The sequence below is a fragment of the Mesorhizobium sp. B2-9-1 genome, assembly GCF_006439455.1.
Lineage (GTDB): Bacteria > Pseudomonadota > Alphaproteobacteria > Rhizobiales > Rhizobiaceae > Mesorhizobium.
This window is the reverse complement of the sequence record NZ_VFTP01000005.1, coordinates 78,467-90,714: the sequence shown is the minus strand read 5'-3', so window position 1 is coordinate 90,714 and position 12,248 is coordinate 78,467. Positions and strand designations below refer to the sequence as shown.

The 12,248-nt window shown below is 64.6% G+C and carries 7 protein-coding genes; 6 read left to right on the top strand and 1 reads right to left on the bottom strand.

Going from position 1 to position 12,248, the window contains the following annotated elements:
- Positions 1 to 12 precede the first annotated feature (12 nt).
- The 4 genes from FJW05_RS12455 to FJW05_RS12435 all read left to right on the top strand — a co-directional run bounded on the left by FJW05_RS12455 (position 13) and on the right by FJW05_RS12435 (position 6,313).
- Positions 13 to 1,047 carry an extracellular solute-binding protein gene (locus tag FJW05_RS12455; RefSeq protein ID WP_140541766.1) on the top strand — a complete coding sequence of 345 codons (1,035 nt, stop codon included), beginning with the start codon at positions 13 to 15 and terminating at the stop codon, positions 1,045 to 1,047.
- 229 nt (positions 1,048 to 1,276) lie between these two features.
- On the top strand, positions 1,277 to 2,473 hold the full coding sequence (locus FJW05_RS12450; protein WP_140632238.1) for a serine hydrolase: 1,197 nt from the start codon (positions 1,277 to 1,279) through the stop codon (positions 2,471 to 2,473).
- A 29-nt stretch (positions 2,474 to 2,502) separates the two neighbouring features.
- Positions 2,503 to 3,681: a serine hydrolase gene (locus FJW05_RS12445; RefSeq protein ID WP_140632235.1), complete on the top strand. Its 1,179-nt coding sequence runs from the start codon at positions 2,503 to 2,505 to the stop codon at positions 3,679 to 3,681.
- A 310-nt stretch (positions 3,682 to 3,991) separates the two neighbouring features.
- A complete protein-coding gene (locus FJW05_RS12435; protein WP_140632232.1) occupies positions 3,992 to 6,313 on the top strand; it encodes a Tex family protein in 2,322 nt (773 codons plus the stop codon).
- Here FJW05_RS12435 and FJW05_RS12430 read toward each other — a convergent pair whose 3' ends face one another.
- A complete protein-coding gene (locus FJW05_RS12430) occupies positions 6,314 to 7,225 on the bottom strand; it encodes a LysR family transcriptional regulator (protein WP_140632229.1) in 912 nt (303 codons plus the stop codon). It abuts the gene before it with no gap.
- Between the two features lie 105 nt (positions 7,226 to 7,330).
- Between FJW05_RS12430 and FJW05_RS12425 the strand changes: the two genes are divergently transcribed.
- Both FJW05_RS12425 and FJW05_RS12420 read left to right on the top strand, forming a co-directional pair.
- Complete coding sequence (locus FJW05_RS12425) at positions 7,331 to 8,527, top strand: acyl-CoA dehydrogenase (protein ID WP_140632227.1); 1,197 nt, start codon at positions 7,331 to 7,333, stop codon at positions 8,525 to 8,527.
- Positions 8,528 to 8,893: 366 nt separating this feature from the next.
- Complete coding sequence (locus tag FJW05_RS12420; protein WP_140632225.1) at positions 8,894 to 12,244, top strand: transglutaminase family protein; 3,351 nt, start codon at positions 8,894 to 8,896, stop codon at positions 12,242 to 12,244.
- Positions 12,245 to 12,248: the final 4 nt, after the last annotated feature.

The following is a 12,248-nucleotide window of genomic DNA, read 5'->3' as shown; positions in this document are numbered from 1 at the left end:
GGGAGAATAGCAATGAAATGGAAGACAACGGCCGCCACGGCGGCATTCGCATTGTTTGCCTTTGCGGGCAGCGCGTATGCGGACGGCGAACTCAACATCTTTAATTGGGGCGACTACACCAGCCCCGAAATGATCAAGAAGTTCGAGGATACCTACAAGGTCAAGGTGACGATCACCGACTACGACTCCAACGACACCGCGCTATCCAAGGTACGCGCCGGCGGTCACGGCTTCGACATTGTAGTGCCGTCCGCCAATTACGTGCAGATCTGGGTGAAGGAAGGGCTTCTGCTCGAGGCACGGCCCGACCAGATGGAGAACTTCAAGAATGTCGACGAGCGCTGGGTGAACGTTCCTTGGGATCCGGGCCGTCACTACACGGTTCCGTGGCAGTGGGGCGTGACCGGTATCGGCGTCAACACAAAGGTCTATGGCGGCGATATCAACACGTCGGCCATCTTCCTCGATCCGCCGAAGGAACTGGTCGGCAAGATCAACGTCGCGCCGGAAATGAACGACGTGCTGTTCGCCACCATCAAATATCTGGGCGGCGACTGGTGCACGGACGACAAGGAACTGCTCAAGAAAGTGCGCGACAAGCTGGTGGAGGCCAAGCCGAAATGGCTGGCCATGGATTATAGCGTGACCGAGAAGCTGCCGGCCGGCGACTATTCGGCCGTCTACTACTGGAACGGCGCCATCATGCGCTCGCGCATCAAGAACCCCGACATCAAGTTCGGCTACCCGAAAGAGGGCTTCCCCTTTTTCATGGACAGCGTTGCCATCCTGAAGGATGCCAAGAATGTCGACAACGCCAAGCTGTTCATGAACTTCATCATGGATCCCGAGAACGCCGCCATGATCTCCGCCTTCGCCAAATATGCCAATGGTATCAAGGGCTCAAAGGCGTTCATGCCAGCCGACATGAAGGATGCGCCCGAACTGGTGGTACCGCCAGAACTGGAGAAAGCGGGCCAGTTCCTCACCCCCTGCTCGCCCGAGGTGCAGCAACTCTACACGCGCATCTGGACGGACGTTCAGAAATAGCGGCACGCCGCCTCTTCCCGCGCGAGCGCGAAGAGGGTCAAGGGCCGGATGAGGGGTGGCGCTCAATTCGCACGTTCGCGCCGCCCCTCACCTGGCATGCCGGGGCTGCCCTTCTCCATGGCGTCGGGCGTCGTCACTCGAGGGCCCATTCGGGGCTTTCGTCCGCTGTGCAGACCGCTCCTCGTTCAAGTAAACGGAAGGGGCGGCATGCGGCGGCAGGGAAATTCTCATGCAATCCTATCGCAACTCCGATCCGCGGCCGCCGATCATGCAGGGCTCGCCGCCCAGGCTGGTGCCGCCGAGGCTCGATTGGGATCGGCCGCCCTGGAACCGCTGGGCCTTCCAGCATATCCGCGAATTCCTGCCGACCATCGAGGTGTGGCGCGGCAGCGGCCATCGCCATCGCCTCGAGCGCGCGGAGGTGGATCTCGACGATCTGCCGGTGGCCGACAGCAACGGAGCGCCGACGACGCTTGCCGGCTTGCTCGACGAAACCTATGCCGACGGCTTCCTGGTGCTGAAGGACGGCAGGATCGCCTATGAGCGCTATTTCAACGGCATGGACGAGCGCACGCTGCATCTGTCGCAATCGATGGCGAAGTCGGTCACCGGATCGGTGTGCGGCATCCTGGTCGGGCGCGGCCTGATCGATCCGGGCAGGCTGGTCACCGACTATCTGCCGGAGCTTGTCGAGACCGGCTGGGCCGGCGCCACTGTGCAGCATGTGCTCGACATGACGACTGGCGTGCGTTTTTCCGAGGAATATACCGACCGCTATTCCGAGATCGGTCAGGTCGACGTCGCGACCGGCTGGAAGCCGATCCCGCCGGGCAGCGATCCGGACTTTGCGTGGCCGTCGCACCTGTTCGAGCTGATCCTGCGGCTGAAGGACAGGGTGCGCCCGCATGGCGAGGCGTTCGAATACCGCTCGATCGAGACCGACGTGCTCGCCTTCATCATGGAGCGGGTGAGCGGCAAGCGCCTGGCGCAGCTGATCTCGGAAGAGCTCTGGCAGAAGCTCGGCGCCGACGAGAGCGCCTGCTTCACCGTCGACAGCGCCGGCTATGCGCTTGCCGATGGCGGCTTCAATGCGACGCTGCGCGACTATGGCCGCTTCGGGCAACTGATCCTCGACAATGGCGGCGGCGTGATCCCGGCCGACTGGATCGAGGCGACGCGCAGCGGCAAGCACGGGCCGAATTTCAGCCCGAGCCTTCCCGACGGCAGCTACCGCAACCAGTTCTGGATCGAGGATCCGCGCTCGCGCTCGCTGATGTGCCGCGGCGTGTTCGGCCAATTGATCCATATGGACTGGGAACACAGGATGGTCGTGGTGAAGCTTTCGAGCTATCCGGATTTCGTCAACTCCACCTATTCGGTGGCGACGCAGAAGGCGGTGCATGCCATTGCCGCGGCGCTGGCCTGAAACCGCAAAACAAGATCCGGGAGAGTATCATGAGCGGCAAGACCGCGTTCGAGGCCAGATACGGCTTTGCCCGCAAGGATGTGCGGCTCGACAACTGGCGGCTTTCGCCGTTCAACCGATGGTCGTTCCAGAATGTCGGCGAGCTGGTGCCGAGCGCGCATATTGCGGCGGCGCCCGGCGGCGAAAGCCAAGCGAAGTCGCTCGGCGCATTGCTTGAGGAAAGGATATCGCTTGCCGGCGGCAGCGAGACCGTCGAGAGCTTCCTGAAGCGTTCCGATACGTACGGGCTGACGATCCTGAAAGCCGGCAAGCTGGTCGGCGACTGGTCGGCGCCGCATATGCCGTTCGGAGCGCGCCATATCATCTTTTCGATCAGCAAGTCGGTGACGGCGATCCTCGCCGGCATATTGGAAGGCGAGGGGTTGTTCGATCCCAGCGCGCCGGTAACGCACTACATCCCTGAAGCCAAGGCCTCGGCCTATGGCGACGCGAGCGTGCGCAACGTGCTCGACATGACGGTCAGCCTCGATTTCGAGGAAGCCTATCTCGATCCGGAAAGCGCCTTCGCCCGCTACCGCCGCTCGACTCTGTGGAACCCTGGCGGCGGGTCCGAAAGCCTCGCCGCGTTCCTTATGACGATCCAGCGCCTTGCCGAGCCGCATGGCCAGACCTATCGCTACCGCTCGCCCAACTCGGATGTGCTCGGCATCCTGGTCGAACGCGCGTCTGGCAGGCGCGTCATCGAATTGCTCAGCGAGAAACTGTGGCAGCCGCTGGGTGCTGGAAGCGAAATGTCGGTGACGGTCGACATGGAAGGCACGGCGCGCACCGCCGGCGGCATGTCGATGACGCCGCGCGACCTTGCCCGCATCGGCGAGATGATGCGGCAGGGCGGCACGACCAATGGCCGCCGCATCGTGCCGGAAGCCTGGGTGCGCGACACGGTCGCCACCGGCGGCAGCTTTGAGGCCTGGCAACGCGGCACGATGGCGTTTTTGTTCCCGAAGGGACGCTACCGCAACAAATGGTACCAGACCGGCCACGACAGCGGCGCCTTCTGCGGCATCGGGATCCACGGCCAGTGGCTTTACGTCAATCCGAAGACGGAAGTGGTCATCGCCAAGATGTCGTCACAGCCGGAACCCGTGGACGATAAGCTGGATGGGGACATTGTGGTCTTTTTGGAAACGTTGAGCGGGATTGTATGAGTGGCGTCGTCGCATTCGGTTGTCGATGCTGGCGCTGCCCCTCATCGCCCTGCCGGGCACTTCTCCCCGTATAGTGACGGGGAGAAGGGGCTGGCCGCCACGCTGGCATCTTTTCTGCAGCGTTGGTGATTTGGCGAACCCGGCGATGAGAGCGCCCCTCCCCCCGTCACTATACGGGGAGAGGATGCCGGCAGGCAGGTGAGGGGCAGCGCCAACGTTAGACCGGTTTCCTGTGGACCCCCACGTCCAATGCGGTTGGCGCAGCCGGCATCCCGGCCTATGGTCGCCGCTCTTTTCCGCAGGGACCAGCATGGCATCGGACATCAAGCGCATCGCAGCAATCATCGCGGCCGAGATCGGTGCGCGGCCGGAGCAGGCAGCTGCAGCAATCGGGCTGCTCGACGAGGGCGCGACAGTCCCCTTCGTCGCGCGTTACCGCAAGGAAGTCACCGGCGGGCTTGACGACACGCAATTGCGCGACCTTTCCGAGCGCCTCGCCTATCTGCGCGAGCTCGACGCACGGCGCGAGACGATCGTCAGCTCGATCCGAGAACAGGGCAAGCTGACCGAGGAGCTCGAGGCCAAGATCGCGGCGGCCGCCACCAAGGCCGAGCTCGAGGATATCTATCTGCCCTACAAGCCGAAGCGGCGCACCAAGGCCGAGATCGCCAGGGAACGCGGGCTCGGGCCGCTCGCCGAGGCGATCCTCGCCGATCGCTCGAAAATTCCCGCCGAGCTTGCGCTCGCCTATGTCACGGAAGAGGTGGCCGACACCAAGGCCGCGCTCGAAGGCGCACGCGACATCCTGTCGGAGCAGTTCGCCGAAAATGCCGATCTGGTTGGCAAGCTGCGCGCCTATATGAAGGAACGCGCTTTCCTGCGCGCTCGCGTCGTTGACGGCAAGCAAGAGGTCGGCGCGAAATTCTCCGACTATTTCGACCATGTCGAGCGCTGGGCAGGCGTGCCCAGCCACCGCGCCTTGGCCATGCTGCGCGGCCGCAACGAGGAAGTGCTGTCGCTCGACATCGAGGTCGATGCGGATGATCAATCGCCGGTGAAGCCAGTCGAGCGGATGATCGCCAATGCCTATGCGATCGGCAGCAGCTTGCCCGGCGATAAATGGTTGATGGACGTAGCCGGCTGGACCTGGCGGATAAAGCTGTCATTGCATCTGACGCTCGACTTGATGCGCGATTTGCGCGAGCGGGCCGAGGAAGAGGCGATCCATGTCTTTGCCCGCAATCTGAAAGATCTTTTGCTCGCGGCGCCGGCCGGTTCGCGACCGACCATGGGGCTCGATCCGGGCATACGCACCGGCGTCAAGGTGGCGGTGGTCAACGGCACCGGCAAGCTGGTGGCGACGACGACCGTCTATCCGTTCCCGCCGAAGAACGATGTGCGCGGCGCGCAGGTCGAGCTTGCCGCCCTGATCCGCCAGCACAAGGTCGAGCTGATCTCGATCGGCAACGGTACCGGCAGCCGCGAGACCGAGAAGCTGGTGGCCGACATGCTGGCTGACCTGCCGGGAGGTGCGGGGCCGAAGCCGCTCAAGGTGATCGTCAGCGAGGCTGGCGCCTCAGTCTATTCCGCTTCGGCGACGGCAGCGGCGGAATTCCCCGGTCTCGATGTCTCGCTGCGCGGCGCGGTGTCGATCGCACGGCGCCTGCAGGATCCGCTGGCCGAGCTGGTCAAGATCGAGCCGAAGTCGATCGGCGTCGGCCAGTACCAGCACGATGTCGACCAGTACCGGCTCGGCCGTTCGCTGGAAGCGGTGGTCGAGGATGCGGTGAACGCCGTCGGCGTCGACCTCAACACGGCCTCGGCGCCGCTGCTTTCGCGCGTGTCGGGCCTTGGGCCGTCGCTCGCCGAGGCGATCGTTGCGCATCGCGACACGGTCGGGCCGTTTGCCAGCCGCAAGGACCTGCTCAAGGTGGCGCGGCTCGGGCCGCGCGCATTCGAGCAAAGTGCCGGCTTCCTGCGCATACCGAACGGGACAGAGCCGCTCGACGCGTCATCGGTGCATCCTGAAGCCTATGGCGTGGCGAAGAAAATCGTCGCAGCCTGCGGCCGCGACGTGCGCGCGCTGATGGGCGACAGCGCCGCGCTCAAGGCGCTCGACCCGCGCGTCTTCGTCGACGAGCGGTTCGGCCTGCCGACCGTGCGCGACATCATCGCCGAACTGGAAAAGCCTGGACGCGACCCGCGACCCGGGTTCAAGACGGCGACCTTCGCCGAGGGTGTCGACGACATCAAGGATTTGAAGCCGGGCATGCTGCTCGAAGGCACCGTCACCAATGTCGCGGCCTTCGGCGCCTTCGTCGATATCGGCGTCCACCAGGACGGGCTGGTGCACGTATCGCAACTGGCCGACCGCTTCATCAAGGACGCGCATGAGGTGGTGAAGGCGGGCGATGTCGTGAAGGTGCGGGTCGTCGATGTCGACATCAAGCGCAAGCGCATCGGGCTGTCGATGCGCAAGGATGGCGGCGAGGGCGGTGCGCCTCGTGGCGGCCAACGCGATCACGGCGGCGGTAAGCCAGCGCCGCGCTCGCCGGCGCCGCAGCGCCAGACGGAGCGACCTTCGCAGGGCGCGTTCGGCGCCGCGCTCGCCGAGGCGATGAAGCGGAAGTAGCTACCACGCCAGGACAGCCGGCTCCTTGCCGATCTGACTCAGCAGCCAGTCGCGAAAACTGGCGACCGCCGGGTGGCCGCGCTTGTCGTGCGGCACGACGAGGTAATAGGCGCTGCGGCTCTGCATCGGCGTGCCCGGCGCCGGCACCAGCTGGCTGCGCTGCAGTTCGCCGGCAATCAGGATTTCCGGCAGCAGCGCCACGCCGAGGCCGGCCATGCAAGCCTGCGCGACGGTGCCGAACTGCTCGAACTGCATGCCGGGCCCGGTCGGGGCCTCGAGCCCCTGATTTTCGAACCACTCGCTCCAGGCGCCGGGGCGGGTTGCCATATGCAGCAACGGCAGACGACTGATATCGGTCGGCGTGACGATGGCGCGGGTGGCGAGGAATCCGGGCGAAACCACCGGCATGACGGTCTCGCGCATCAAGAGCGTGCAGTCGGCCTCCGGCCAGTCGGGCATGCCGTGATGGATCGCGGCGTCGAGCCGCTCGCGGGCAAAGTCGAAGCGTCCGATGCGGGTGGCGAAGTTGATGGTGATGTCGGGATGGCGGACGACGAAATCCGGGATCAGCGGCATCAGCCAGCGCGTGCCGAAAGTCGGCAGGATAGCAAGGTTGAGAACGCCGCTATGCCGATTGCTCATCAATCCAAGCGCCGCATCACGCAATTGGCCAAGTGCCGAGCGCACCGCTTCGGCATAGATCTCGCCGGCCGGCGACAGCCTCACATTGCGGCTGTCGCGATCAAATAAGCGCCGACCGAACTGCTCTTCCAAGAGGCTGACCTGCCGGCTGACGGCGCCTTGCGTCAAATCGAGCTCGCGCGCGGCGGCGGTGAAGGAGCCGAGACGCGCAACCGCCTCGAAGGCGGCGAGAGTGGCGGTGTTGGGTAGAAGGCGGCGCTGGACATTCATGATCCATTACTAACGCTCATTGATCAGCGATGCAATTTCGTTTGATTTTTCCTCTGCGGAGGCGGATAAGCCGCGCAATCCAAGAATTTGCCGGGAGTGTTGGCCATGGCCGCCGAGAAGAACGCGTTCGTCTGGAACGATCCTTTCCTGATCGAGGACCAGCTTTCCGAGGATGAGCGCATGGTGCGCGACGGCGCTGCCGCCTTCGCCGCCGACAAGCTGGCGCCGCGTATCGAGGAAGCCTATGCCGACGAGAAGACCGACCCGTCGATCTTCCGCGAGATGGGCGAAGCGGGCCTGCTCGGCATCACCATTCCGGAAGAATATGGCGGGCTGGGCGCCAACTATGTGACCTACGGCCTGGTGGCGCGCGAAGTCGAGCGCATCGATAGCGGCTATCGATCGATGATGAGCGTGCAATCCTCGCTGGTCATGTATCCGATCCATGCCTACGGCTCGGAAGCGCAGCGCAAGAAATACCTGCCGAAGCTGGCGTCGGGCGAATGGATCGGCTGTTTCGGGCTCACCGAGCCGGACGCCGGCTCCGATCCAGGCGGCATGAAGACGCGCGCCGAGAAGACCGCGAGCGGTTACAAGCTCTCCGGCTCCAAGATGTGGATCTCGAACGCGCCGATCGCTGACGTCTTCGTCGTGTGGGCGAAGCTGAAGGGCGATAACGGCAAGGATGAGATCCGCGGCTTCGTGCTGGAAAAGGGCATGAAGGGACTGTCGGCGCCGAAGATCGGCGGCAAGTTGTCGTTGCGGGCGTCGATTACCGGCGAGGTGGTGCTGGAAGGCGTCGAGGTCGGCGAAGAGGCATTGCTGCCCAATGCCAAGGGCCTCGGCGGTCCGTTCGGCTGCCTCAACCGGGCGCGCTACGGCATCTCCTGGGGAGCGATGGGCGCGGCCGAGGATTGCTGGCACCGGGCGCGGCAATACGGCCTCGACAGAAAACAGTTCGGCAAGCCGCTCGCCGGCACGCAATTATTCCAGAAGAAGCTCGCCGACATGCAGACCGAGATCGCGCTTGGCCTGCAGGGCTCGTTGCGCGTCGGCCGGCTGATGGACGAAGGCAAGATGGCGCCGGAGATGATCTCGATCGTCAAGCGCAACAATTGCGGCAAGGCGCTCGACATCGCCCGCCAGGCCCGCGACATGCATGGCGGCAACGGCATCCAGATCGGCTATCACGTCATGCGCCACGCGCAGAACCTGGAGACGGTCAACACCTATGAGGGCACGCATGACGTGCATGCGCTGATCCTCGGGCGGGCGCAGACGGGGATCCAGGCGTTCTTTTAAGGCAGTACTTTCGTCATACTCGGGCTTGACCCGAGTATCCATGCCGTGACGTAGAAGCGCTGCTGCGATACAGGAATTTTCGGTGCACGAGCACGACGGAAGTTTGTTTGCAACGCCGCGTTCTCCGGCCGGCGTCACGGAATGGATTCTATGGTCTGCGCTGCGTCGCTTCGCTCCTTGCTCCGCCATAGAATGACGAAGGCGCAGAGGTCTTCGCCAATCGCAGACGTTGGAGACTGGCCGTTACCCGGCGACGTCGATCGTCTATTAGCTGCTTAAATTAGGTGCAGCGCAACATCTCTGCTTGGAGAATGGACAGCATTTATGTCAGGGTTCGGTGACCGAAACGCCGAACTCCGGGGTACCATGGCAATTCAGGCAGCCGTTCATCACCTGACCCATTACAAATATGACCGGCCGGTGGTGCTCGGTCCCCAGGTGATCAGGCTGCAGCCGGCGCCGCACTCGCGCACCAAGGTGCTCAGCCATTCGCTGAAGGTCGAGCCGGCAAACCACTTCGTCAACCTGCAGCAGGATCCCTACGGCAACTTCCTCGCCCGCTTCGTCTTCCCGGAGCCGGTGACGGAATTGAAGATCGAGGTCGACCTCGTCGCCGACATGACGGTCTATAATCCGTTCGACTTCTTCGTCGAGGAGAGCGCCGAGACTTTCCCGTTCGACTATCCGGGGGAGATCAGGGAAGACCTCGCCATCTACCGCGCGCCGGAGCCGGCCGGGCCGCTGTTGACGGCATTCCTTCGGACGATCGACCGCAGTCCGACAAACACCGTCAATTTCCTCGTCGACCTCAATGCAAGGCTGCAGCGCGAGATCGCCTATATCGTGCGCATGGAAACGGGTGTTTATTCGCCCGAGGAGACATTGGCCGCCGGCAAGGGCTCCTGCCGGGATTCGAGCTGGCTCTTGGTGCAGATCCTGCGCAATCTGGGCGTCGCCGCGCGCTTCGTCTCCGGCTATCTGATCCAGTTGAAGCCGGATCTCGTCTCGCTCGACGGACCGCCGGGGACCGCTGTCGACTTCACCGACCTGCATGCCTGGTGCGAGGTCTATATTCCCGGCGCCGGCTGGATCGGTTTCGACCCGACCTCCGGGCTGCTGACCGGCGAAAGCCACGTGCCGCTTGCCGCGACGCCGCATTTCCGCAATGCCGCGCCGATCTCAGGCATGGCGAGCTTCGCCAACGTCGATTTCCACTTCGACATGCGGGTTGACCGCATCGCCGAGCATCCGCGCATCACCAAGCCATTTTCGGACGAAAGTTGGGAGGCGCTCGATCGACTGGGCGAAAAGGTCGACGCGGTGCTGAAAGACGGCGACGTGCGGCTCACCATGGGCGGTGAGCCGACCTTTGTGTCGATCGACGATTTCGAGTCCGCCGAATGGAACACGGCCGCCGTCGGCCCGACCAAGCGCGACAAGGCGGACCAGCTCATCCGCCGGCTGCGCGAGCGCTTCGCGCCGGGCGGCTTCCTGCATTACGGCCAGGGCAAATGGTATCCCGGCGAGAGCCTGCCGCGCTGGACCTTCTCGCTCTACTGGCGCACCGATGGCGAGCCGGTCTGGCGCGATCCGTCGCTGATCGCGCGGGAGAAGGGCAGCGCCGCCATTGGCCCGGAGCAGGCCGAAAGCCTGCTCACGGCGATCGCCGGCGAGCTCGGCATCGACAAGGCGATGGTCGGCGAGGCTTATGAGGATCCGGGCGAGTGGCTGCTCAAGGAAGGCAAGCTGCCGGACAATGTCGATCCGTCCAATTCGAAGCTGGAGGACCCGGAAGAGCGCAGCCGCATGGCGCGCGTCTTCGAGCGCGGCCTGAGCAAGCCGTCAGGCTATGTGTTGCCGGTGCAGCGCTGGAACAGCCAGGCTGTGGGGCAGCGCTGGCGCTCGGAGAAATGGAAGACCAGGCGCGGGCGCCTGTTCCTGGTGCCGGGCGACTCTCCAGTCGGCTACCGCTTGCCGCTCGGTACGTTGCCCTATGTTCCGCCGGCGCAATTTCCTTACATCGTGCCGGTCGACCCGTCCGTGCCGCGCGGCGCGCTGCCGGCGCGCGATGCGATCCTGCCGGAAGGTCCAGGCGGCGGCGCCGACGAAATGGCGCGTCAGCAGGCCGAAGCCTCCTTCACCGCCGCCACGGCCCAGCAGGACCGCGTCGAGCAGCGACTGACCGAGATCGGCGGCGCGGTGCGCACGGCGCTCACCGTCGAGCCGCGCGACGGCAGGCTCTGCGTGTTCATGCCGCCGGTCGAGGCGCTGGAGGATTATCTCGAACTGGTGGCGGCGGCGGAAAATGCTGCCAAGGCCATCGGGTTGCCGGTGCATATCGAGGGCTATGCTCCGCCGCACGACCCGCGCCTCAACGTCATCCGCGTCGCGCCCGATCCAGGCGTCATCGAGGTGAACATCCATCCTGCCGCCAACTGGCAGGAATGCGTTGCCACCACCACGGCCATCTACGAGGAAGCGCGGCAATCGCGGCTCGGCACCGACAAGTTCATGATCGACGGCCGCCACACCGGCACCGGCGGCGGCAATCATGTCGTGGTTGGGGGTGCTACGCCCAATGACAGCCCGTTCCTGCGCCGGCCGGATCTTCTGAAGAGCCTGGTGCTGCAATGGCAGCGGCATCCGTCGCTGTCCTATTTGTTCTCAGGGCTGTTCATCGGCCCGACCAGCCAGGCGCCGCGCATCGACGAGGCGCGGCACGATGCGCTCTATGAGCTCGAGATCGCGCTGGCGCAGGTGCCGCATCCCGACGTGGGCGCAGCACCCTTGCCCTGGCTGGTCGACCGGCTGTTCCGCAACCTCTTGACCGACGCGACCGGCAACACGCATCGTTCGGAAATCTGCATCGACAAATTGTTCTCGCCGGATGGCCCGACGGGCCGGCTCGGGCTGGTCGAGTTCCGCGGCTTCGAGATGCCGCCCAATGCGCGCATGTCACTCGCGCAGCAATTGCTGGTCCGCGCGATCATCGCCCGGGCCTGGAAGAACCCGCTCGACGGCCGCTTCGCGCGCTGGGGCACCTCGCTGCACGACCGTTTCATGCTGCCGCACTACGTCTGGGCGGATTTCCTCGACGTGCTGGAGGATCTGAAGCTCAACGGCTTCGACTTCCGCCCCGAATGGTTCGCGGCCCAGCTCGAATTCCGTTTCCCGTTCTGCGGCGAGGTGCAACATGCCGGCGTCAAGCTGGAGTTGAGGCAGGCACTGGAGCCCTGGCACGTGATGGGCGAGCAGGGCGCTATCGGAGGCACGGTCCGCTTCGTCGATTCCTCGGTGGAGCGGCTGCAGGTGCGAACCGAAGGCCTCAATCCGGAACGCCACGCCATCGTCTGCAACGGGCGCGTCGTGCCGATGAAGGTCACCGACAATCGCGAGGTCGCGGTGGCCGGCGTTCGCTTCAAGGCCTGGCAGCCGGTGTCCGGCCTGCATCCGGCGCTGCCGGTCAACACGCCGCTGGTCTTCGACATCTATGACCGCTGGTCGGGCCGCTCGGTCGGCGGCTGCGTCTACCATGTCGCGCATCCGGGCGGCCGCAGTTACGACACCTTCCCGGTCAACGGCAACGAGGCCGAGGCGCGACGGCTTGCCCGGTTCGAACCGCGCGGCCACACGCCGGGCGGCTATGTGCTGCGTGACGAGGAAGCTGCTGAAGAGTTCCCGATGACCCTTGACCTCAGGCAGCCGGCGAGATTCTGATCGA

What these genes read in the sequence shown, in the direction of transcription:
- FJW05_RS12455 (WP_140541766.1), top strand. Translation starts at nt 13, where the DNA reads ATGAAATGGAAGACAACGGCCGCCACGGCGGCATTCGCATTGTTTGCC.
- FJW05_RS12450 (WP_140632238.1), top strand. Translation starts at nt 1,277, where the DNA reads ATGCAATCCTATCGCAACTCCGATCCGCGGCCGCCGATCATGCAGGGC.
- FJW05_RS12445 (WP_140632235.1), top strand. Translation starts at nt 2,503, where the DNA reads ATGAGCGGCAAGACCGCGTTCGAGGCCAGATACGGCTTTGCCCGCAAG.
- FJW05_RS12435 (WP_140632232.1), top strand. Translation starts at nt 3,992, where the DNA reads ATGGCATCGGACATCAAGCGCATCGCAGCAATCATCGCGGCCGAGATC.
- FJW05_RS12430 (WP_140632229.1), bottom strand. Translation starts at nt 7,225, where the DNA reads ATGAATGTCCAGCGCCGCCTTCTACCCAACACCGCCACTCTCGCCGCC.
- FJW05_RS12425 (WP_140632227.1), top strand. Translation starts at nt 7,331, where the DNA reads ATGGCCGCCGAGAAGAACGCGTTCGTCTGGAACGATCCTTTCCTGATC.
- FJW05_RS12420 (WP_140632225.1), top strand. Translation starts at nt 8,894, where the DNA reads ATGGCAATTCAGGCAGCCGTTCATCACCTGACCCATTACAAATATGAC.